General features: G+C 69.0%; 21 protein-coding genes. 8 read left to right on the top strand and 13 right to left on the bottom strand.

Translation table 11 applies throughout. From position 1 onward, the window contains the following. Nucleotides 1-38: 38 nt before the first annotated feature. The 6 genes from ABZX37_RS15685 (at nt 39) to ABZX37_RS15660 (ending at nt 4,574) form a co-directional block, all read left to right on the top strand. On the top strand, nt 39-878 hold the full coding sequence (locus tag ABZX37_RS15685) for an SGNH/GDSL hydrolase family protein (RefSeq protein WP_354739948.1): 840 nt from the start codon (nt 39-41) through the stop codon (nt 876-878). A 148-nt stretch (nt 879-1,026) separates the two neighbouring features. After that, nucleotides 1,027-1,755 (top strand): OmpA family protein, encoded by a 729-nt coding sequence (locus ABZX37_RS15680; RefSeq protein WP_354739946.1) that lies wholly within the window; start codon nt 1,027-1,029, stop codon nt 1,753-1,755. Nucleotides 1,756-1,761: 6 nt separating this feature from the next. Then, nucleotides 1,762-2,208 (top strand): LapA family protein, encoded by a 447-nt coding sequence (locus ABZX37_RS15675; protein ID WP_354739944.1) that lies wholly within the window; start codon nt 1,762-1,764, stop codon nt 2,206-2,208. 71 nt (nt 2,209-2,279) lie between these two features. After that, nucleotides 2,280-2,756: a hypothetical protein gene (locus tag ABZX37_RS15670; RefSeq protein WP_344265085.1), complete on the top strand. Its 477-nt coding sequence runs from the start codon at nt 2,280-2,282 to the stop codon at nt 2,754-2,756. Beyond that, the gene (locus ABZX37_RS15665; RefSeq protein ID WP_067580198.1) at nt 2,753-3,637 is read left to right on the top strand and encodes a hypothetical protein; all 885 of its coding nucleotides are present in this window, start codon (nt 2,753-2,755) and stop codon (nt 3,635-3,637) included. The genes ABZX37_RS15670 and ABZX37_RS15665 overlap by 4 nt, the downstream gene beginning before the upstream one ends. Before the next feature lie 241 nt (nt 3,638-3,878). Beyond that, on the top strand, nt 3,879-4,574 hold the full coding sequence (locus ABZX37_RS15660; RefSeq protein ID WP_354739942.1) for a hypothetical protein: 696 nt from the start codon (nt 3,879-3,881) through the stop codon (nt 4,572-4,574). 630 nt (nt 4,575-5,204) lie between these two features. Here the strand turns inward: ABZX37_RS15660 and ABZX37_RS15655 are convergent. From ABZX37_RS15655 to ABZX37_RS15620, 8 genes are all read right to left on the bottom strand, one after another. Beyond that, complete coding sequence (locus tag ABZX37_RS15655; RefSeq protein WP_354739940.1) at nt 5,205-7,952, bottom strand: BTAD domain-containing putative transcriptional regulator; 2,748 nt, start codon at nt 7,950-7,952, stop codon at nt 5,205-5,207. A gap of 467 nt (nt 7,953-8,419) precedes the next feature. Beyond that, on the bottom strand, nt 8,420-9,322 hold the full coding sequence (thpD, locus tag ABZX37_RS15650; protein ID WP_354739938.1) for an ectoine hydroxylase: 903 nt from the start codon (nt 9,320-9,322) through the stop codon (nt 8,420-8,422). Nucleotides 9,323-9,388: 66 nt separating this feature from the next. Next, nucleotides 9,389-9,781 (bottom strand): ectoine synthase, encoded by a 393-nt coding sequence (locus ABZX37_RS15645; RefSeq protein ID WP_354739936.1) that lies wholly within the window; start codon nt 9,779-9,781, stop codon nt 9,389-9,391. A 31-nt stretch (nt 9,782-9,812) separates the two neighbouring features. Next, a complete protein-coding gene (ectB, locus tag ABZX37_RS15640) occupies nt 9,813-11,063 on the bottom strand; it encodes a diaminobutyrate--2-oxoglutarate transaminase (RefSeq protein WP_354739935.1) in 1,251 nt (416 codons plus the stop codon). A 41-nt stretch (nt 11,064-11,104) separates the two neighbouring features. Further along, nucleotides 11,105-11,599: a diaminobutyrate acetyltransferase gene (gene ectA, locus ABZX37_RS15635; RefSeq protein ID WP_344265107.1), complete on the bottom strand. Its 495-nt coding sequence runs from the start codon at nt 11,597-11,599 to the stop codon at nt 11,105-11,107. A gap of 242 nt (nt 11,600-11,841) precedes the next feature. Further along, the gene (locus ABZX37_RS15630; protein ID WP_354739933.1) at nt 11,842-14,865 is read right to left on the bottom strand and encodes a patatin-like protein; all 3,024 of its coding nucleotides are present in this window, start codon (nt 14,863-14,865) and stop codon (nt 11,842-11,844) included. A 47-nt stretch (nt 14,866-14,912) separates the two neighbouring features. Further along, nucleotides 14,913-16,157 (bottom strand): DUF445 domain-containing protein, encoded by a 1,245-nt coding sequence (locus ABZX37_RS15625; protein WP_354739931.1) that lies wholly within the window; start codon nt 16,155-16,157, stop codon nt 14,913-14,915. A gap of 5 nt (nt 16,158-16,162) precedes the next feature. Continuing rightward, on the bottom strand, nt 16,163-16,954 hold the full coding sequence (locus ABZX37_RS15620; RefSeq protein WP_354739929.1) for an Abi-alpha family protein: 792 nt from the start codon (nt 16,952-16,954) through the stop codon (nt 16,163-16,165). An 82-nt stretch (nt 16,955-17,036) separates the two neighbouring features. Between ABZX37_RS15620 and ABZX37_RS15615 the strand changes: the two genes are divergently transcribed. Beyond that, complete coding sequence (locus ABZX37_RS15615; RefSeq protein ID WP_354739927.1) at nt 17,037-17,804, top strand: hypothetical protein; 768 nt, start codon at nt 17,037-17,039, stop codon at nt 17,802-17,804. On the opposite strand, the gene ABZX37_RS15610 is transcribed toward ABZX37_RS15615, so the two are convergent. The 3 genes from ABZX37_RS15610 to ABZX37_RS15600 are packed head-to-tail and all read right to left on the bottom strand — an operon-like array spanning nt 17,801 to nt 19,981. Continuing rightward, nucleotides 17,801-18,217 carry a lipopolysaccharide assembly protein LapA domain-containing protein gene (locus tag ABZX37_RS15610; RefSeq protein WP_354739925.1) on the bottom strand — a complete coding sequence of 139 codons (417 nt, stop codon included), beginning with the start codon at nt 18,215-18,217 and terminating at the stop codon, nt 17,801-17,803. The genes ABZX37_RS15615 and ABZX37_RS15610 overlap by 4 nt on opposite strands. Before the next feature lie 37 nt (nt 18,218-18,254). Then, nucleotides 18,255-19,385 (bottom strand): dipeptidase, encoded by a 1,131-nt coding sequence (locus ABZX37_RS15605; protein WP_354739923.1) that lies wholly within the window; start codon nt 19,383-19,385, stop codon nt 18,255-18,257. After that, entirely contained in the window at nt 19,382-19,981 is a 600-nt protein-coding gene (locus ABZX37_RS15600; protein WP_354739921.1) for an alpha/beta fold hydrolase, read from the bottom strand. Before ABZX37_RS15600 ends, ABZX37_RS15605 begins: the two co-directional genes overlap by 4 nt. A gap of 103 nt (nt 19,982-20,084) precedes the next feature. Between ABZX37_RS15600 and ABZX37_RS15595 the strand changes: the two genes are divergently transcribed. Continuing rightward, nucleotides 20,085-20,537, top strand: coding sequence for a MarR family transcriptional regulator (locus ABZX37_RS15595; RefSeq protein ID WP_354739920.1), 453 nt, complete (start codon nt 20,085-20,087; stop codon nt 20,535-20,537). A gap of 4 nt (nt 20,538-20,541) precedes the next feature. Here the strand turns inward: ABZX37_RS15595 and ABZX37_RS15590 are convergent, their stop codons facing one another. After that, complete coding sequence (locus ABZX37_RS15590; RefSeq protein ID WP_354739918.1) at nt 20,542-21,741, bottom strand: FAD-dependent monooxygenase; 1,200 nt, start codon at nt 21,739-21,741, stop codon at nt 20,542-20,544. 82 nt (nt 21,742-21,823) lie between these two features. After that, entirely contained in the window at nt 21,824-22,327 is a 504-nt protein-coding gene (locus ABZX37_RS15585) for a sigma-70 family RNA polymerase sigma factor (protein WP_354739916.1), read from the bottom strand. Nucleotides 22,328-22,448: the final 121 nt, after the last annotated feature.

The following is a 22,448-nucleotide window of genomic DNA, read 5'->3' as shown; positions in this document are numbered from 1 at the left end:
GGGAACAGGCGCGCACCAGCGGGAAAGGGGAACCCAGCGTGTACGGGATCAACAGCTACGTAGCCATCGGGGACAGCTTCACCGAGGGACTCAACGACCATCGGGGCGACGGGACGTTCCGGGGCTGGGCCGACCGGCTCGCCGAGATGCTGGCGGGCGGGGAGCCCGGTTTCCAGTACGCGAACCTGTCGCTGCGCGGCAAGATGCTCGACGAGATCATGGACGAGCAGGTCCCGATCGCCCTCGAGCTGAAGCCCGACCTGGTCACGCTGTGCGCGGGCGGCAACGACGTGATCGTGCCGGGCGCGGACGTCGACGCCATCGCGGCGCGCTTCGAGGCGGGGGTGGCGAAGCTGCGCGCGGCCGGGATCCCGGTGGTGATCTTCAACGGGCCGGACACCAAGCAGCTGTCGGTGATGAGCGTGCTGCGCGGCAAGGTCGCGATCTACAACACGCATCTGTGGGCGATCGCGGCCCGGCACGACGCGAAGATGGTCGACATGTGGCACATGGAGCCGCTGCACGACCGCCGCGCCTGGAGCGACGACCGGCTGCACTTCACGCCGGACGCGCACCGCCGGATCGCGCTGCTCACCGCCGAGGTGCTCGGCGTCCCGGTCGACGAGGACTGGCGGGAGCCGTACCCGGCGAGCAGCGAGCCGGCCACCTGGATGACGTCGCGGCGGTCCGACCTCGCGTGGACCAAGATGCACCTGCTGCCGTGGATCCGCCGCCAGCTGCGCGGCGAGTCCATGGGCGACGGCCTGTCGCCGAAACGGCCGGAGCTGGCTCCGCTCGTCCCGCTCGTGCCGGACAACCCGGCGAGCATCGACCTCGACATGCGGGGCGACGTACGGGGCAACGCGACCGCCTCCTGACCGCCATTCGCTCGACCGTGCCGGTACCGGTGACCACCGGTACCGGCACTGCTGCGAGAGCCACCCGAACGGCGGCCGTCACCAGGTCGCCAAGCGGAGCGGCCCGGCATAGGGTCCCTTTATGTCCGGTGCACGAGGGTGGCTTCGCTTGATCCCCGTCGCAGTGGTGGTCACGGCGCTGCTCGCGGGCATCGTCACTTGGCTGCAGGGCAGCGGAATCCAGGACGACCTCGCCGCGCGATCACGCTCCGCGCTCGACGCGGCCGGTCTCCGCGGCGGCGACGTGAAGTTCTCCGGACGGCAGGCGACCCTCGAAGGGTTCCCGGCCGAAGACGCCGGCCGCGCGCTGGGCATCGTGCAGGGAGTCGACGGGGTCGAGTCGGCGCAGGCCTCCGGCGGCGCCGGGCCGGTGCAATCCGCGCCCTCGCCCTCGCCCGAACCGTCGTCGACACCGCCCGCCAGCCCGCCGCCGAGTTCGTCCGCCCCGCCGTCCGCGCCGCCGACCGACCGCGACGGAATCCAGGCCGAGCTGGACCGCAAACTCGCTGCCGCGCCGATCACCTTCGATCCGGACACCGCGCAGCTCACCGATCAAGGCGAGCAGGCCGCGCGCGACCTCGCGCCGTTGCTGCGCGCCGCACCGGACAACTTCCGCTACCGCCTCGTCGGCCGGGTCGCCGACGGTCCAGGCGGGCGCAGCGCGGCGCTGAAGCTTTCCCGCAACCGGGCGCTGGCCGTGATCCGGTTGCTGATCCGCGAGGACGTGCCGCCCGACCGATTGCTCGCGGTGGGCAGCACGAGCGCGGGCGGCACGAGCGGTTCGGACAGCGGGAACGACAGCGACCGGCGGGTCGAGATCACAGTGGAACAGAGGTGATGGCGGATGCTCTGGCTCTTCGGGCAGATCTGGCTGTGGCTGCTCGTCTCGTTCCTGCTCGGGGCGGCGGTCATGTGGCTGTTCACGCGCGCGTCCCGGCCGAAGGCCGACGCTGACGCCGAGGCAGAGCCGTACCGGCCCGCCGTCGCGCCGGTCGAGACGCCGGCCGAGGAGACCCGGCACATCCCGCCGGCGAACCCGTACGAGGACTACGAGGAACCGGCGTACCCGCACTACGACGACCAGCCTGAGCGCGTCTACAACGACTATCCGGACGTCGACCCGGACGAGCCGTACAACGGGCAGCACGCGACGCACGACCCGGCCGGGCATCCGCTGCCCGATCCCGAGCCGAGGCTGTCCGGCGAACTGAGCTGGCCCGAGGACGACCAGCGGAGTCCGCACTGGCCGCACGACGAACCCGCGCCCCGCCGACCTGGACGCAGTGGCTGACACCCACCTGGTAGATTCGGCTACGCACGGTAAGCGGGCGCCGAGGGCCCCGGACGACGTCAGGAGGTCCGATGGCGCTTCCGCACTGGACGCCACAGAACCTGCTGCCGCCCGGCCGCCACCACGCCGACCTCGCCGACGTCTACGAGCGGCTGGTCTACGACGCGCCGCACCAGAACGAGCGCGAGATCCTCTTCAGCGCGCTCAACAGTTACCTCGGGGTCGCCCAGCGGGTGATCACGTCCGGGCGGGCCTGGCTCGGCGGCGCGTTCGTCACCCGCACGGCGCATCCGCCGCGCGGGCTCGACGTGGTGCTGCTGCCCGACGAATGGGGCGCGTTGAAGCGGCTCGACGACAGCGGCCGCACCGCGCTGTACGGCCTGCTGACCCTGCGCGGCATCATCGTCGGCCAGCCCGCGATGTACCTCGACCAGATCCAGCCCGTCGGCGGCATGCTCGACGGCTTCCTGTGCCGTCCCGGCGACGAGGACGTGTGGGAATCGGTGTGGGCAGAAGGCGGCAGGGGCGTCCCGGAGATGGTGTGGTGAGGAACGAGTTCCGGCGGATCGCCGACGAGATTCCCGGCGGCACGTGGCTCGACGACCTCGCGCGCGCCTCGGCGATGGCGGCGAACGCGAAGTTCGAGCGCACCTGCCGCGCGCCGCTGCTGCACGTGTCGGTGATCGGCGAAACGCACATAGACGCCTACACCTTTTCCGACATCAGCCGCGCGCTGCAGGACGCGACGGCGAAGATCGGCCACATCATCCGCAATCCGTCGAATGAGGTCACGTTCGTTCAGCAGGCGGACCGCGACAAGGCCCCGTTGATCCAAAAAGGACAGGCGGGCAACGCGATCTTCTTCGGTTTCCCGGAACCGGCGGTCGACGACGCGCTGATCCACGACGGCATCGAAACGCTTTCCGAGCGCGCGGTGAAGGAACTCTGCGATTTCCTGCCCGCCAACGGTTCCGACGACGGCGCGCTCGACGCGGTGCTGCTGCAGCGCGACACGGTGCGCAACGCGGTCAGCGACGTCGTCAACGCGGTCAGCAAGCACGCGGGCATCGGCATGGCGCTCACGCCCACCGCGGGCGAGCAGGTGACCCGGAGCATGACCACCGAACAGGCTCGGGTGCTGCAGGGCAGCCTGCGCGAATCGCGCGAGGCGGTCGGCTACGAAACGGTGACCGGACGCCTCGACGGCGTGCGCACCCGGCGGCGGATTTTCTATCTGGAGCGGGAATCCGGCGGAACCATTCAGGGCGCGGTCGCCCCGGATCTGCTCGACCAGATCAAGGAGAATCTCGATCGCCCGGTGACCGCGCGGTTGCGCGTGGTGCGCACGACGACCATCGACGGGCGGCGCGGCAGGCCGGTGCACGAACTTCTCGAGATCACTCCGGAAGTCAGCCTTTTCGATCAGTGAATGGCGCGCGGGGACGACCGCGTCGCCAGGTCAGGGCCGTCGGGTAAGCGCGCGGTCGCTCTTCGGAATCATCGGCGGGTCCTTTTCGGCCAGTAAATGGCGCCACTTCGCGCAATCCGGCGGGAAATGACCCCGATTGGCCGAACGCGGTAAATGAATGACATTATCTCTCGATAACGATTATTCCAACTTCGCGGGCATCTGCGTTAGCGTCTTCGCCAACACAGCGGAAGAGGCACGCATGACGACCGAGCAGCCGTATCCGGCCGCACCCGCACGACACAGCCGGACCACTACTCGCCCTGGTCCGCACCGTCCAGCACCGCAAACGCCCTCCGGGACGCCCCAGCAGGCGCCGCCCCGGAGGAAGACGAACTGGCCCGGCGGCCTCGGAGTCACGCTCGGCCTCGCCGCGGCCGGTGTCGCGTTCCTGCCGGATTGGGGTTTCCTCGCCTGGCCGCTCGCCGGCGTCGGACTCGTCGGCGGAATTGCGGGAATCGTACTTTCCTCCCAGGGCACAATGCGCGGATTGGGTGTCGCACTCACCGGAACCGCGCTTTCCGCACTCGCCGTCCTGTTGTGCGGCGCGATGGCGCTGTACCCGTCGATGTTCGGCACCGCACGGGCGGGCGACCTGCACATCCCGCCGCAGCCGGGCGAGAAGCATTCGGTCGACTTCGTGGTGACCTCGGCGGGCGGCGCGACCGTTCGCTACGGCACGCTGAACGACCAGCGCACCGCGTCCACCCCGCCGAGCACCGACGACTGGCACGGGCACGCCTCCTACAGCGGCGGCGCGCCGATCCTTTCGCTGACCGCGGACACCGCCAACGCGGGCGTGACCAACCAGATCAGCTGCCAGATCCTCGTCGACGGCAAGAAGGTCGCCGAGAGCAGCGGCAGTTCGATCGCGCTCTGCACGTCGAACGTCGAATAGAGCCTGGCGGCCGGCCGGCCTACCCCCATCTCGGCCGGCCAACCGCCACCGAGCCGCTCCTGGCGGCTCTTCCAGGTCCGCGCGGTGCTTGCCGCGGTCCCGTCGCCGGCTTCACAGCCTGCCCCTCCCCTAGGGCTCCGCCAGCGTCGCGGCCGACCCTACGCGCGCTGACCGCCCGATGGCTAAGAATCCGCTAAGCGGACGCGATTATTACCATGCAGACCTGCGAAAACACAGCTGAACGTTGTACAAGAGCCGGGCCCGCCGACTGCCCGCTCACTCCCCATGCCAGGAACTTGAGCCGCGCGACGCCGGACCGCTGATCGTCCACAAAGGACGCCAATGGTGGCGGAATGCCCGATTTGTCACCACGTGTCCGGGTCTTGAAGTCCGTGAAGGACTCCTTGAGGGAATCAGATTCCTTCAAGGAGTCCTTCACGGACCACAACCCGGCTTCCGTTCCCAGGTCCGGGGCCCACCGCGACGTGCGCTCAACCGGATCAAGTCAGCTGAGCTGCGGAAACACGCCGGAATCGCGTCCGCATCGCAGCCTTAAGTTCCTGGCATTGACTCTGATTCCCCCACGGACCTGGGGGACGCAGCGCCGCCTTGAGGTCCAGGCATCGCCGCTCACCCCAGGTCGGCCGCTTCCTTCCGCAAGTCCTCGACCTGCCGAGGGTTCATCCGCTCGTACAGCGCCACCGCCCGCCAGTACTGCTCCTTCGCCGGGTCCAGCCGCTCCTGGGCGCGCAGGATCCGGGCCAAAGTCATGCGCAGGATGCCCTCCTGCAGCTCGAACTGCCGCGCGACAGCCAGCGACACGGCCTCCCGCGCGTAGCCTTCGGCCGCGGCCAGATCGCCGATGTCCAGGTGCAGCTCAGCGAGGTTGTTCAGGGACACCACGGCGTAGCTGTCATCGCCGAGTTCGCGATCAATCTTCAACGAGGCCAGTTGGTGGGTGATCGCCTCGGCGGGACGACCGGCGCGCTTCTCCGTCTCGGCGCAGTTGTTGAGCGCCTGGCCGCGCAGTTCGAGGTCACCGGTGCGTTCGGTCTCCGCGACCGCCTCCAGCAGCCGTTCGATCGCCTCGCCGTAGCGGCCGAGCAGGGTCAGCACGCTGCCGAGGTGGATTTTGGCGACGATGAGCGAACGTCCGTCGAGCACCGCCGCCAGACCGACCGCGCGTTCGGCGTCCGCGATGCTGCCGTGGGCCAGCTCGAAGGTGAGCGCGATGGCGCAGCGCGAGATCAACATCCAGCACTGGCCGAGCGGTTCGTCGGCGGCCTCAGCGGCAGCCAGGCCGAGGTCGACCAGCCGGATCCATTCCTCGTACAGCGGGCAGACGACCCGGTAGGTGTGCGCGACCCGGGCGAGCCGCCAGACGTCGGCGTAGCGGCCGTCGGCGTGTGCGGCGTCCAGGACGGCCAGCAGGTTCGGCCATTCCGCGGCGAACCAGTCCTGCGCCTGGGCGAAGGTTTCCAGCGGCGGCAGCGCGTCCGGCGGCACGAGGCCAGTCAGGTCGAGCGGGTCGACGATCCGCAGCATCTTCCGGCGCGCGGTGTCCGAGGCGGCCTGGTGGTAGCGGATCGCCCGGTCGAGCACCGCCGCGCGTTCCGCCGGGTCCAGTTCGGTTTCCGCGAGTTCGCGCAGATAGAGCCGGACCAGGTCGTGCGGGGCGAAGGCGTCGCGCGAGGTTTCGGCGATCAGGTTGTGCGCGGCGAGCGTGCGGAGTTCGCGGCGGGCCTGCGCCACCGGGATCTCCGCGATGGCCGCCGTCAGGTGCGGTCCGGTGTGCCGGGCGGGCACCGCGCCGAGCCGCAGCAGGGTCCGGGCGAGGCTGTCCGGCAGGCCGCGGAACGAGACGTCGAACGCGGCCCGCACGCCGTCCTCGGCTCCGGTGACATCCAGGCCCGCCAGCCGGGTGCGTTCGTTCCCCAGCTCGCCGACGAGGTCCTTGAGTGTCCATTGTGGACTGGCGGCGAGCCGGGCCCCGGCGATCCGCAGCGCGAGCGGCAGGTAGCCGCACAGCCGGGCCAGCGCGTGGTTGAGGTCGAAGTCGGCGGGCCCGGCCAATTCCTCGATCACGCTCACCGCGGCTTCCGGCGCGAGCGTGCCGAGCACGCGCAGCTTCGCCGCGTGGGACACCGCCAGCGCTTCCAGCCGCGACCGGCTGGTCACCACCGTCATCGACCGCGCGCCCGGCGGCAGCAACGGACGCACCTGTTCGGCCGAACGCGCGTCGTCGAGCAGCACGAGCATCCGCCGTCCGGCGATCAGCGAGCGGTACAGCGCGACGCGCTCGTGCACTCGCTCCGGCACCTCGTCGGCGGGCACGCCGAGGCCGAGCAGGAACTGCGACAGCAGATCGCCCGGTTCCAGCGGCGGCTGGTGCGGGTCAAAGCCTTGCAACGCCGCGTACAGCACGCCGTCCGGGAACAGCCGGGCCGCGCGATGCGCCCACCAGATGACCAGCGCGCTCTTGCCGACCCCGGCGGTGCCGGACACGATCACGGTGCTGTCGCCGCGTTCAGCGAGCCCGTCGAGCCACTCCACCTCCGCCTCGCGCCCGGCCAGCGTCGGCAGCGCAGGCGGCAGCTGAGACGGCGCGACGGCCTGCTCCGGCACCGCGCTCTCGTGCGCGGCGAGATCGTCGTTGAGCACCCGCTCGTGCAGCGAACGCAGATCGGCTCCGGGTTCGACGCCGAGCGAGCCGAGCGTGGCCCGCGAGACGGTGCGGTACAGCTCGAGCGCTTCCCCGCGCCGCCCGGCGTGGTAGAGCGCGCGCATCAGCTGCCCGGCGATGCGTTCGGCGAGCGGGTCGGCGCGAACCAGCGGGCTCAGCTCCACGATCAGCTCGTCGTAGCGGCCGAGGTCGAGATCCGCGTTGACCCGGGCGTAGCGGATCGCGTGCCGCAACTCGTCCAATTCGGGCGCCCGCACCGAATCGGGCACGCCGGACAGCGTCGGGCCCTGCCACAGCGAGAGCGCTTCGGCGAGCAGCTTCGAGGCGCTCTCCGGCGGTTCCAGCGCGGCCTGGTCGAGCAGCGCCCGCGCGCGGTGCGCGTCGATCCGCTCCGGGGCGAGGGAAAGCTGGTAGCCGGGCGGGCGGGTGTTGATCACCGCGACCGGTTCGGCCATCTCCCGCAGCAGACGGCGCAGCTGCGACACGTTGCCGTGCACGATGGTGCGGGCGGTGGCGGGCGGATCGTGGCCCCACAGCGCGTCGATGATCTCCTCGAGTGGCACCACCTTGCCCACGCGCAGCGCGAGCAGCGCCAGCAGCCCCCGCACCCCGGGGCCGCCGACGGGAACCGCTTGGCTGCCGTCGAGCAGCCGCACCGGGCCGAGCAGTTCGACCCGCGCGCCGGCATCGGCCATGCTCGCGCGCACCTCCCAGGCTCTCCCCCAGCCAGACAGGCCAACTTACCGTCAGCGGCAGCTCACAGAAACCGCTCTTTCGTGAATTTGCTCATCCGACCAAAGGCAGGCCGTCCCTCACCCCGGCACGTAACCGTTGCTACGAAGCTGTTAGGCCGTGGCTGTGGTCGGATTGGCAACGATCGGCACAGCCGCCCCCTGAACAGACGAGTCCGGCCCCCGCACCATCAGTCCCGATCTGATGGTGCGGGGGCCGGACTCAATGATCGTCGGCCGGGCCGCCAGGGGGCGCGGTCCACCCGTGCATCGCGGCCGTCCGCCCGCGGTTCGGGGGGCTCACCCCGAGCAAGAACCCGGACCGCCGCGGACAACCATGCCTCCGCAGACGAGCTGCGAGGTGGCGACAACGTAACAGGGCGCACATTCTTCGTTACGAGCGACCCGCCGGTTGGCGAAGGTAACGCTGGTCACCGCGCGATCGGCGCGGGGTTGCGGCCCGCGATGAACGACGGCCGCCGCTCGCCGGCGGCGAACGGCTCCTGCAACGCGTTCTCCACGCTGTTGAACACCAGGAAGATGTTCGAGCGCGGATACGGCGTGATGTTGTTCGACGACCCGTGCATGATGTTCGAGTCGAACCACAGCGCCGAACCGGCCGACCCGGTGAACTGGTCGATGCTGTAGTCGGCGGCGAGCTTCGTGATGTCGTCCGGCGACGGCACCCCCACCCGCTGGTCCTTGAGCGAGCTCTTGTAGTTGGCGTCCGGGGTCTCGCCGACGCACTGCACGAACGTGCGCTGGGAGCCCGGCATGACCATGAGCCCGCCGTTGTAGGGGTAGTTGTCGGTGAGCGCGATCGAGCAGCTCACCGCACGCGGCGACGGCATGCCGTCCTCCGCGTGCCAGGTCTCGAAATCGGAATGCCAGTAGAAGCCGGTGCCCTTGAAGCCCGGCATGTAGTTGATCCGGCTCTGGTGGATGTAGACATCCGAGCCGAGGATCTGCCGGGCCCGGTCGAGCACCCGCGGATCTCGGATCAGCTCGGCGATCAGGCCGGAGATCTCGTGCACGTCGAAGATCGAGCGGACCTCACCGGTACGGGACTCGGTGATGACGCGCTCGTCGTCGCGCAGCGACTCGTCCGACGACAGCCGGACGACCTCCTGCCAGTACGTCTGGACCTCACCGGGCGAGAGCAGTCCGTCCACGACCGTGTAGCCCTTGGCGTCGTGATTCGCCAGGGTCGCGGCGTCGATCGGGCCGTCAGCCTCGGTACCCCACACAGTGGGGTGCACGCGCGGAAGGTGCTCCGGCGTACCGGTGATCCGGGTCGGGTAACCGTCGTCGACCCGGGTGTCCATGATCGTCACAGTGGCTCGCCTCCAGTTCTTCTGGCGTTTCTTCTTTCTCGGGGTGGTGGTGGGAGCGGCGCAGCGTCAGGAGTCTTCGGTGACGAGCGGGTAGACCCCGTTCTCGTCGTGCACCTCGCGGCCGGTGACCGGCGGGTTGAACACGCACACGCACTTGATCTCGGTCTTCGGCCGGACCTGGTGCTTGTCGTGGTCGTTCAGCAGGTACAGCGTGCCCGGCTTGAGCGGGTGCACCTCGCCGGTGGCGAGGTCTTCGATCTCGCCTTCACCGGAAGTGATGAAAACGGCCTCGATGTGGTTGGCGTACCAGAAGTCGTTCACCGTGCCCGCGTACAGCGTGGTCTCGTGCACCGAGAAGCCGACGCCCTCCTTCGCGAGGATGATGCGCTTGCTTCGCCAGTTCTCGGTCTTGATGTCGGCGTCGGTGTCGGTGATCTCGTCGAGCGTGCGGACCAGCAAGTGAAGGGCTCCTTCTTGTTCTTCGGGGCGGTTACTTCAGAACGGCGGCGATGGATTCCTCGATGATCGCGAGGCCTTCGCTCAGTTCGTCGTCGGTGAGGGTAAGCGGCGGCAGCAGTTTCATCACTTCGCCGTCCGGACCGGAGGTCTCCATCAGCAGGCCCCGCTCGAAGGCCTCCTTGCAGACCGCGCCCGCGAGGTCGCCGTTCTCGAACTCGAGGCCGCGCGCCAGACCGCGGCCCTTCGCCACGAGATTCGCCTCCGGGTAGCGCTCCACGAGGTCCTTGAAGGTGCTCGCGATCCGCTCGCCCTTGGCCTTGGTGGACTTCTCCAGCTCGTCGTCGCTCCAGTAGACGCGCAGCGCCTCGGTCGCGGTGACGAACGCCGGGCTGATGCCGCGGAAGGTGCCGTTGTGCTCGCCCGGCTCCCAGACGTCCAGCTCGGGCTTGATCAGCGTGAGCGCCATCGGGAGGCCGTAGCCGCCGATCGACTTCGACAGGCAGACGATGTCCGGCGAGATGCCGGCGTCCTCGAAGCTGAAGAACGGGCCGGTGCGGCCGCAGCCCATCTGCACGTCGTCGAGGATGAGCAGGATGTTGTGCCGCTTGCACAGGTCGTCGAGGCCCTTGAGCCATTCCAGGCGCGCGGCGTTGATGCCGCCCTCGCCCTGCACGCCCTCCACGATCACCGCGGCGGGTTCGTTCAGGCCGCTGCCGGAGTCTTCGAGCAGCTTCTCGAAGTACATGAAGTCCGGCATCGCGCCGTCGAAGTACTTGTCGTAGGGCATCGGCGTGGCGTGCACCAGCGGGACGCCCGCGCCGCCGCGCTTCATCGAGTTGCCGGTGACCGACAGCGCGCCGAGCGTCATGCCGTGGAACGCGTTGGTGAAGTTGATGACCGATTCCTTGCCGGTCACCTTGCGCGCCAGCTTCAGCGCGGCCTCCACGGCGTTCGCGCCGCCGGGGCCGGGGAAGACGATCTTGTAGTCCAATTCGCGCGGGGCGAGGATCTTCTCCTGGAAGGTCTCCAGGAAGTCCCGCTTCGCGACGGTGAACATGTCCAGCGCGTGCGTGACGCCGTCGCGCTGGATGTAGTCGACGAGCGCCTTCTTGAGGTACGGGTTGTTGTGCCCGTAGTTCAGCGCGCCGGCGCCGGCGAAGAAGTCGAGGTAGGCCTTGCCGTCCTCGCTGTAGATCCGGCTGCCCTGCGCCCGGTCGAAGACGACCGGCCACCCCCTGCTGTAACTGCGGACTTCTGATTCGAGCTCTTCGAAGATGCTCATAACGATTTCTTTCGCTCCTACTCGGCGAAATTGACGGGTTATTAGCGACGCAACGGCCCGATGCGGTAAAGATCCTCGGGTTCGTGCGCCTCCCCCTGCGGAAAATCAGCGACTTCGAACAACCGGCGGTGTTCCAGATCCGCGTTCCAGCGCTTCGCGAACGACTCGAACAGCCGGATGGAGGCTTGGTTGTCCGGAGTGATCGTGGTTTCCAGGTACCGCACGCCCTCGCCGACCAGACGCGTGTACAGGCTGTCCAGCAACTGCCCGGCCAGGCCTTTTCCGCGTTGCGACGCGTCGACGGCGACCTGCCACACGAGCGCGACGTCCGGTGCGGACGGCCTTCGGTAAGCGATCACGAATCCGACTGGCTCGCCGTCGACGCGGGCCACGACCGAGGTCTCCGCGAAATCCTTGCACCACAACAGGTACGCATACGGCGAGTTGAGATCAAGCTTCTGCGAATCGCGTGCGATTCGCCAGAGAGCGGCACCATCGGCCTTGGTCGGGATTTCGATCAAGTGCTTTCCGGACATACTTTGGAAACGTAACAGAGAATTTTCGCGCCGCCAGCGATCCATGCCACGTCCACCGCCCTCACCAGGGATGACGTGGATACCCCGGTGAGGAGGACCACAAACATGTTTAGCGGCGCCGAGTTCTGGGCACGCGTCCGCCTGGGCCGCACACCTTCGGTATGCCACCTGTGACACCAGACCATGGGCCCTCGTCGGCGCTACCGCAACTCCAGCGCCGGAAATCGTCTTCTACCTGGGGCTCAGCGTGGACTGTCCGCACGCGACCGCCGCTTCTTGCGGCCGCGCCGCCCGAGCCCGGACAGCGGCGTCCACACCGCGGGCAGCAGGAGCAGCGCGACGACGGCGAGCCACCACAGCGGAGCCTGCCCGCGCCGCCATCCGTCCACAACGGCGCCGAGCCAGCCGAACAACGGCTGCGCGATCGGCGGCAGGAAGGCCGCGAACAGCAACGCGGCTATCACCAGCACGCCCAGCACGGTGAGCACCATTCGCCACGTGCGCCTCAACGTCAGCAGACTCACCACAAGGAACACGAGCGCACCGCCGGCGACCGGCAGGCCGAGCCACTGCAGGACGGATCCGCCTTCGCCGCCGAGCACGAATCCGGCGATCGCGGTGATGGCGGCGGCGAGCAGGTTCCAGGGTCGGCCCAGCCGGGTCGCGCCTTGGGTGACCCACCACGAACTACGACTGCTGAGCTGCGCGAATTTCGCCAGCGGCTGGAGGGTTTTCGGGACCCGCGTGGCGGTGGAAGCGGCGTTGAGACCGGCGGCTCCGGCTTTGACAATGGTTTTGGCGAGCAGAGTACTGCCGAGTTCGTCTTCGAAGCGTTCGGCGGAGACCTGGCAGGCTTGGAAAGCGCGCTGAGCCGCGTCCTGCTGACCGGAGTTTTCCGGCTGGGCGGCGGCATTCTGAGTTTCTTGTTCGAGCGGCCGGGAAACCATCAGCTTCCGGAAACTCTCCGACGCTTTTCCGTTGCCCTCCTTCGCGTCCGCCTCGGCCTGGTGCGCGAGCACCGGCAGTTCCTCCCGCGCGATGGCCAGCTGCCGCGACTTCGCCAGCACCATCGACGTCACCGGAAGGCTGGTCGGCGCCTCTTTCCCGAAGTCGACCGGCGACAGATTCGCGTCCAGGCCAAGAAAAGCCAGCTCGTCGCCCAGCTGTGCGAGCAACGCGGGCAGGTCCGCGGGCATCCCGTTGTCCGCCGGAGAAGGCGGCTGCCAGCCGATCTCGCGGAACGTCGTCCGCACCTGCTCCCGGAATTCCTCCGGGCCCACGATGTCGCGCAGCACCCGCAGGCGTTTCGGGTCGAGCAGGCACTGCATCAGCCAGCCCGCGCCGTCGATCCGGCCCCACATCCAGTCGTTCGCGCGCCAGGACGCCTTGTAGAACCCACCGAAGTTGCTCGCCTGCGTGCCGGTCAGCTTGTCCCGGCCGCGCGGCCTCGCCAGATCCAGCAGGGTGCGGCTGTCCGCGCTCATCTGCACCAGGTCGACGCGCTGGTCCACCGCCGGGGCTTCGGCCAGGAGCCCGCGCGTTGCCATGTGCAGCACCAGGAACCGCGCCATCACGAACCCGTCGGCGACGTCCGCGTTGTCCAGGCCGAACCAGTCGAGCAGCGTCGTCACCGTGTCCGCGGCGTCTGCCGACCACTGGTTTTCCTTGCCCGACAACGCTTGCAGCACCGGAGCCGCCGACCGCAGCGCACCGGTCAGCTCCGGCCACGCCTCGCGTACCGCGTCCGATGCTCCGAGATCCGCCCACTCGATGGCGAGCTGGCCGATCCAGTCCGGCATCGCCGTGCCTGCCCGCGGCGGCTCGTGTCGCGCCACCCACGCGGACAGCCGGGCTTCCCGAGCCGCGCTCCGGCGGGCGGCGTGCATCTTCGCGCGCGCCTCGTTGAGCTGAGTCGCCTGTTCGAGATCCGGACCCATCCGGAAGCCCGCGTTGATCAGCTGGATGCCGGTGGCGACCGCGTCCTCCAGCGTCGAGGTGCGGTAGCGGACCATCTCGCCGACCGTGACCGACTCGCCGGGCAGCGTGTCCGGGATCCCGCGACGCAGACCGTCGGCGGCAATGTCTTGCAGCAGCGCCGAATTCCCGGCCGCCCATCCACCGTCCTCATCGGACAGTTCGTAGCGGCGGGTGACCGCTCGCACCAGGTCGGCCGCGTCGAGGGCGACCCGGCGGTCGAGGTACGCGCGGTGCACGCGGTCGTCCACCAGCTGTCCGCCGCGCAGGCCGAGCGAGGCGAGCGCGACCCGCGTGTCCCGGGTGCGCGTGACGGAAGAGTTGTGCCGGCTCAATTCCTCCAGCTCGACGCTGATGGTCTGGCTCATGATCGTCGACGCGACCTTCGCCAGCGCGGTGCCGAGCATCGGCGGCTCGGCCGGATCACAAGCGATCGGCTTGGCCTCCCCGTCGATCTTCGGGACGACGTACAGCAGCAGCCGTCGCACATCCGTCGAGGACGAGCGTTCGAAAATCTCTCGCAGCGCCGGTCGCAGCGGCTTGTTCACCAGCACGCCGCCGTCGGCGAGCCAGTGCGAACGCACCAGCTCCGTGTAGTCGGTCATGTCCGGATGCAGCCGGTCCGCCGCCTCGGGGCCGATCGGCATGCGCGACAGCTCGAAGGCGCCGGGGAAGGACGCGCTCGACCGCGCGGCGAGCGCGAGCGGGCCGTGCACCTGGTTGTTCCACAATGGACCGTCGAAGCGGAACAGCATGCGATGTTCGGTGTCCCGCACGCGGTTTCCGAGCGCGTCGTCGTACTGCGTGGTCTCGCCGTCGATCATGGTCCCGGTGAGCAGCACGGTCACGTCCGGCGGCTCGGTGGGCACGACGCCGGACCCGGTGATGTCGTGCATCGCCTGGACCAGGCCGCTCAGCAGCACCTTGTCGCCGTTCAGCACCGAACGCGGCTGCGACTCGCCGGGGTCGCGGATCAGGTTTTCCAGCGACCCGGCGGAGAACCAGGTGTCGCGCAAAATCGCCGGCGTCGACCGGTACGCCTCCGCCAAGCCGAGGCACGCGGCGTTGATGCCGCCCGCGCTCGTGCCGGTGAGCACGTCGAGGCGCACCGAAGCGTGCAAAAGGTCGAGAAGTTTCCGGTAACCGTTACTCTCGTCCGGCGTGCGCGAAGCGTGCAGCAACGCCGACGTCTCGGTAGCGACTCCCCCCATCCACACTGCCAGGCTGGATCCCCCCACCATGGCCATCGCGATCCGGATTTCCTGCGGCCACGGCACCGCCGTCTCACCCATGAGGGTCAGTCTCCCGGCCGAAGCCGCTCCTCCACAAGGGGGAGGCGTCACACGGCGAGATGCTCCAGCACGAGTACCTGCGCCTCGCCGACCGCGAACCCGAGCACCGCGCCGGTCGCGATGAGAATCCATTCGTCCTGCTGGAAAGCCGGGCGCAGCAGCTGCTCGAACTCCTCGGGCGACAATTCCTTCATCTTGCCGACCAGAACGTTCCGGATGTCCATCGCGTCGGTGGCGTAATCCTCGATGTAGCTCATCGTCTCCGGCAGCCGGGTCATGATCTGCTCCGAGATGGCCAGCTTCATGTCCTGGTAGCGGCGGCTGCCGATGGCGAAGACCAGCAACGGTTTCGCGACGTTCGCCGCCCGGCCCAGCTCGCGGTCGAGCTGCCGCTGGATGAGCGCGAGCACGCGGTCGGAAAGCGGGCCCTGCAGCACCGCCTGGATGACGTTGTGCGGCGTGATGATTTCTTTCGCGATCAGCTCGCCGTAGGCCTCGGCGACCTCCGCGCGCCGCTTGAGGAACAGGCCCTGCCAGGTGACGCCGAAGTATTTCTTCGGCTCCAGCGGGTAGAAAATCATCCGCAGCGCGAGCCAGTCGGTGAACCAGCCGGTGAAGAGACCGAACAGCGGCATGATCGGCGGGAATTTGAACAGCACCCACGCGACCATCTGGATCACGCCGATCAGGCCGCCGAACACCAGTCCGGAGCGGGCGATGAACTTGAACTCCTCCGCGCCGGCTTCCTGGAAGATCCGGTTCAGCAGCCGTTTGTCCTTGACAAGGCTGGTCACCACCATGCCCTTGAGGTCGAACACACTGTCCACATCGGACTGGATGAGTTCGAGCACGGCCTTGACCATGTGCGGCGATTCGGCCTGCACGCGCTGGATCACCAGCCGCTGCACGCCGACCGGCAGCGATTCCCAGAGACCGGGCTGATAGTGCCCGGCCACCTCGCGCACGATGTCCTCGACTGCCGCGAGCAGCGGTTTCTCGATTTCCTTCGCGATCCGGTCGGCGTCGAGCCGGGCGACGACCTCGGCCGGTTTGATCAGCTGCTCGGTCATCGTGTCGCAGGCGATGCTCGCCATCCGCGCGGCCCGTTTGGGCACGATGCCCTGCCAGCCGAAGACCGGCTTGACGCCGATGAACTCGACCGGCTGGAACATCATCCGGATCGCGACCAGCTTCGTGCCGTACCCGATCAGCGCGGCGACGATCGGGATGGAGACATAGAGCGGCCAGTGCCGGACGAAGTCGTCGAGGATGCCCGAGACGAACTCGCCCATCGGGGTCAGCCCAGGCTCGGGTCGCAGGCCTGCCAGAACTGCGCGCCGAGCCGCGAGACGTGGATGGTGTGACGGATGATCTTGATCCGCTTCACCTGCTTCTCCACCTCGCGGACCGACTCGTCGGTCAGCAGGATCTCGTACTGCGTCTCGAGCGAGGGCACCTCCTCGTCGAGTTCGACCAGCCCGAGGCCGATCAGCCGGGTCACGTAGCCGGGCACCTGGTCCGGCAGCGACACCCCGGCCGCCTTGCCGACCGTCGAGGCGTTGCGCAGCACGATCCGGCCGGTCCCGCCCATGGCGCTGCGCTCGGCGACGTCGATCGCGGGGAACGGGGAGCCGTCCGACAGCGCGGAGAGGATGCGCGCCTCGTCGGGGGTGAGCTGGCGGAGAATGATCGCGTACAGGTACTCGCGGGCGCGCTCGCGGCCGAAGCCGATGGAGTGGTTGAGCAGTTCGGCCATCGCCGCGCGCAGCGGTTCGACGTGATCGCGGGCGGGCACCAGCGTGACGGTCGTTTCGACGGCGCGGCTGCCGATGTCCGCCCGATTCATCGCGGACGCCGCGGTGAGCGCCGCGTGATAGGGATCGTCCACCTCGTCGAGGCGGCGGCGCAGCTCGCTCAGCAGCCCGCGTTCGACCTGCTTGAGGCCGCGTTCGGCGGTGTCGATCCCCGGGAGTTTGCGAGTCAGGTCGAAGCCGGTGCGCGCCGCCCATCCGGCGAGCTGGCCGGCCCGGCGGGCCAGGTTGGCCACGTCCTCGGCGGTGCCCCGGCCGTTCGGTCGCTGGTAGTCCACGGGCTGCTCCCCTCACTGTTCGCGCTGATGCTACCTGCGAGTAGGCCGGATGGCCCTGTGATGCCTGGCCGGTGGGTGTTGGATGACGCGCATGACCGCGCCGTGGGGACCGCCGATCGACGTGCTGCCGCTGCTCGTCCGCGAAGAACAGGCGCTGATCGGAGTTCTCTCCGACCTCCGGACGCCGGAGTGGGCGTCGCCCGCGCTGGGCGAATGGACGGTGCACGACCTCACCGCACACATCCTCGGCCTGAAGCTCACGCGGCTCTCTCGCGACCGCGACGGCCACTTCGGCGAGGGGACTTCTTGGGTTTCCGCCTGTCGCCAGCTGTCGCCGGAGGTGTTGTTCGCGATGTTCGTCGACAGCACGACGCAGCTGACCGAACTGTGGAAGCACCGAGACCTGGACGAACCGGCCGCGGCGCCGTTGTGGCTGACGGTCGCTCGCGATTACGCGGAGCAGTGGGTGCACCAGCAGCAGATCCGGGAGGCGGTCGAGGCCCCGCTGCTCGACGAGCCGGAGTTCCGGACGCCGGTGGTGGACACGTTCCTGCGTTCGCTGCCGCAGACGTTGCGGGCAGTTGCGGCGCGGGCCGGGCGTCAGGTGGCGTGCTCGGTGGAGGGGGCTGGGCGGTGGACTGTGCGCGCGACTGCGGTGGGCTGGACGATCGACCGGGGTGCGGCTACGTCACGGTCTCCGCTGGCGTCTCTGGCTACTGACGCTGACTCGTTCTGGCGGTTGTGCAGCGGGACGTTGCCCGCAGCGGAAGTGAGCGCGCGAGTGCAGCTCAGCGGGGATCCCGCGGTGTGCGAGATCCTGCTGGGCCTACGGGCACAGGAATGCGCCTAACGCCGTCGACGAGCCTGCTTCCGCAGCTGCAAGATACGAGCCCCGCCGATCAGCGCGACCAGCGCGGCACCCGCGATGGCGGCGAACAGCATCGCCACCGCGAGCGGCATGCTGCCGGACGCGCCGAGGAAGTGGACGGTCGCCGTGTCCAGGTTCTGCAGGATGAACACCAGCAGGAAGGCCAGCACGACGATCGCCACGATCACGGCGATCCAGGTGCCGCTGATGCGGGTGGACTTGACCTTGCCCCGACGGCCCGCGGGTTTCGCGGCGGGCGGCCGCGGTCCGGGTTCGGCTCCCGGTGCGGTGCCCGGGGCGGCGTGGTCGAGCGCGCCGGGCACCTCGGTGCCCGGCGCCTCGGGAACTTCCGATTTCGCGGCCCCGGTGGGGTCGTCGTTTCGCGCGTGGGACATACCGTGATTGTCCGCCCACTCGCCGTGATGCGCTAATTCAGAGCTTCGCGTCGACCTCGCGCAGCACCCGCAGCGTGTTGCGGCCGGCGAGTTTCGCGCAGTCCTCGTCGCTCCAGCCGCGTTCCATCAGCGCGGCGATGAGCGCCGGGTACGTCGACACGTCCTCGAGGCCCACCGGAAGCTCGCCGACGCCGTCGTAGTCGCCGCCGAGCCCGATGTGGTCGATCCCGGCGAGCTCGCGCGCGTGCTCGATGTGCGCGACGACGTCCTCGATCGTCGCCTTCGGCTTGGGCGGCGCGTCCCAGGTCTCGGCGAACCGGCCGCGCTGGCCGAGGTCGAGGAACTCCTGTCCGGCGGCCGTCATCGCTTCCCGAAGCTGGTTGTCCCATTCGGTGACCGCGGCGGAGATGAAGGCGGGCACGAAGGTGATCATCGCGACGCCGCCGTTGCCGGGCAGCTGGGCGAGCACGTCGTCGGGGATGTTGCGCGGGTGGTCGTTGACCGCGCGGCACGACGAGTGGCTGAAGATCACCGGCGCGCTGGACACCTCGATCGCGGCGCGCATCGTGCTCGGCGCGACGTGGGAAAGATCCACGAGCATGCCGATCCGGTTCATCTCGCGCACGACCTCGCGGCCGAATTCGGTGAGACCGTCGTGCTCGGGTTTGTCGGTTCCGGAGTCCGCCCAGGTGGTGTTGAAGTTGTGCGTGAGCGTCATGTACCGGACGCCGAGCCGGCGCAGAATCCGCAGCACGCCGAGGGATTCCGCGATGCTGTGCCCGCCCTCGGCGCCAAGCAGCGACGCGATCCGCCCGCCGGAGAACGCCGCCTCGGCCTCGTCGGCCGTGGTCACCAGCCGCAGCCGCTCGGGGTAGCGCTCGGCGAGCTGGTAAACCACCTCGATCTGTTCCAGGACCGCGGTGACCGCGCTGTCGCCCTTGAACTCGCACGGGACGTACACCGACCAGAACTGCAGGCCCAGCTTGCCCGCGGCGAGCTTGGGGAAGTCGGTGTGCAGCGTCGGCTGCGACACCGTGAGATCCACGCCCGCTACTGCTTCGACCGGGTTCGGACCGGCTTTGTCGCGGAGCGCCCAAGGCAGGTCGTTGTGTCCGTCGGCGAGGATCGTGGCGGCGAGCAGGTCTTGCGCGCGAGTCAGCTCGGTCATGCCTCGACCCTAGCGAGCCAAGCCCTGGCCGCGCTTACTCCTTCGACGGTCACTTGATGCCCTCCCGGCCAGCGGTGCGTCGCCGCTTCGGCGTGCCGTTCGCGAAGCTGTCGCACGAGTTCGTCGTTGGCGGGCAGCGGAGCCATCGGGTCCTGCTCGCCGTTGGAAAGGAACACGCGAGTGCCGGTGAGATCGAGCCGCGGCGGTTCCGGCAACGGGGACATCGACGAGAACAGAATGGCTTCCTTGAGCGCGTCCGGCCGCGTGAGCGTTACCGCGGCCGCGATGTTGGCCCCGTTCGAAAACCCCACCGCGACGACCCTGCTGAACCCGTACTTTTCGCTTGCTGTGCCGAGAAAATCCGCCAGCTCATCTGCCCGCGCGAGGACGTCTTGGTGATCGAAGACGCCCTCGGCCAACCGACGAAACCACCGCGCCGCACCGTTTTCCGACACCGGCCCGGTCGGCGCGAGCGTCCCCGAACCCGGGCTCAGCTCGTTCGCCAACCCGAGCAGATCGTCCGGGCCGCCGCCGGTTCCGTGCAGGAGAAGAAGCACCGGGAGATCCGGGTCGCCCTCGGTGTACTGGTGGATCATCGTCGCTCCTCGTTCGGCGGCTTCGCTTCCGGGAGTATGCGCTCCCTTCGTTTGTCCGGGTAACTTCTCGCGCGCAAGATGTATTCCGGGTAGACTCCGCGGGGTGACCCCGGATCCGCAGACGGACGACGACGAGATCGTGACGTGGTGGGGCCTCGTGATCGAGGGCTATCTGGCCACGCAGAACGCGCTGATGGGCGAGATCGCCGAGCGATTCGGCCTGGCCCCCGCGTCGTTCGACATCCTGCTGCGCCTGGTGCGCTCCCCGGAACACCGGATGCCGATGACGCGCCTCGCCACCGAAGCCGCCCTGTCGAGCGGGGGTTTCACGAAGGTGGCGGACCGGCTGGTCGCCGCGGACCTGATCTGCCGGATCCCGAGCCCGGAGGACCGCCGGGTCACGTTCGCCGCCCTCACGGAGCACGGGCTTGAAGTGGCGGTCAAGGCGAGGTCCGCTTGCGCGGAGATCTTGCGGCGGATCGTGCTTACCCCGTTGGGCCCGGATGCCGCCGGTCTGGCGGAGGCGATGCGGACGCTTCGTTCAGTGAACGGCTGAGCCCCTACGGCTTGACCGAGGGGCCGGAGTCCGGAACCCCTGCGTAGTCCGGCAGTTCGACGCCGTTGATCGCGCGCCCGACCAGCTCCATGAACCCTTCGCTGGCGAAATCGGGGCTCGGCTCGGCGTCGGGCCCGGGGACGTCGCGGCTGCGCGCGTTCAACCGGCCGATCTCCTGGTTGGCTTCGACGAACGAGCGCATGCGCGCCTCGTAGCGGGAGAACCCGGCGTCGGCGTCCCATCCGGCCTCAGCCAGGTCTCCGGCCAGCAGATAGGCGCCGACCAGGGCCAGCCCGGTGCCCTGCCCGGACATCGGCGACGAGCTGAACGCCGCGTCCCCGAGCAGCCCCACGCGTCCGTTCGACCAGCGGTCCATCACCACCTGGGCGACCTGGTCGAGGTAGAAGTCCGGGGTGTCGTCGAGGTGCGCGAGGATGTCCGGGGTCCGCCAGCCGAGGCCGGCCATCCGCTCCCGCAGCAGCACTTTCTGGGCCGCGACGTCTCGGTAGTCGACGTCGAAATCAGGCGCGGCGAAGTAGAACATCGCCATCGCGCGGGTGGCGTCCTGAATGGGGCGCAGGAGGGCGGTGCGCCCGGACTCCTGGTATTCGAGCAGCCAGCGGTCCAGTCCGAACTCGTTGGGCACGCTGTAGAAGGCCAGCACATGCCCGAGGTGCCGGAGATACCGCTCGTGCGGCCCGAAAACCATCGACCGCAACGACGAGTGCAGCCCGTCGGCCCCGACCACCAGGTCGAACCGCCGCCGGTCGCCGCCCGCGAAGACCACGTCGACCCCGCCGGTGTCCTGGGCGATCTCGGCGATCCGGTCGCCGAAGAGGTACTCGACGCCGTCGCGGGTGTCGTCGTAGAGCACCTGGGACAGGTCTCCGCGCAGGATCTCGATGTCCGCGATGAACCCGTCGCCGCCGTCGTCGTCGGCGCGGAAGGTCTCCAGCACTTTCCCGTCCGCGTCGACGGTGTGCGCGCCCGCGGTGTCGGTGCACGCCGCGCGCACCGCCGCGTCCAGGCCCATGCGCGCGATGACCTCCTTGGCCACCCCGCGCGCGTCCACCGCCTGCCCGCCGGGCCGCAACTCGGGAGCCCGCTCCACGACGGTCACCTCGGCTCCCCGCCGACGCAACCAGTGGGCCAGCGCGGGCCCCGCGATGCTCGCCCCCGCCACCAACACTTTGGTACCGCTCACCGCGTCCCCCATGGTCGCCGTCCCGATGACGGTCCGGATCGTACCGTGATTCGCCGCTCTGACCAGTGATTTCGGCTCGCGGTCACGGATAGCTGAACCCCTCCGACTCCAGCCGCTTGCGAAGCGCCGTCAAACAGCGTTTCCGGATCTTGCTCACGCTCGACTTGGCGATCCCCAATTCCGCCGCCAGCTGGTCGTGCCGCAGCTCCGGACAATGCGCCAGCAGAAGCATCATCCGCCGATGGCGCTCCGGGAACTGCTCGACCGCGCGCCACAACGCGGCCGCCAGCTCACCGGCCAGCGCCTCTTTCTCGGGCGATTCCGCTCGCTTATGCGTCTCCAGTTGTGCGTCGTCGCCAAATGTCGCTCGCGAACGCTTTTCCGCCGCTCGGAGTGCGTGCCTCCGCGCCACCGTCGTCAGCCAACCGGCCAGACGGGTCGAATCCCGCAAGATCGGCGGGCGGCGCAGGAATTCCAGCCATGCTGTTTGGCAAGCGTCATCCGCGTCCGCGCGAAGTCCCGGATTCGCGGCGACAATCCGGATCACTTTCGTCGACAACCGGCGCACCTCGTCCTGGTCCCGCAATCCCGGCTCCCTTCCTCACTCGGGAAGGCTGACGAACCGGGCATCCCGGAGGATCCGCTTTATCAGGGCGAATGCCGAATCGAGTGATCAACTTCCGCGCGAGGTATCCAGGGCCGGACGA

This window comes from Amycolatopsis sp. NPDC004079 (genome assembly GCF_040610415.1).
GTDB classification, from domain to species: domain Bacteria; phylum Actinomycetota; class Actinomycetes; order Mycobacteriales; family Pseudonocardiaceae; genus Amycolatopsis; species Amycolatopsis halotolerans.
The sequence above is the reverse complement of the archived record's forward strand: the minus strand, read 5'-3'. Positions and strand labels throughout refer to the sequence as shown.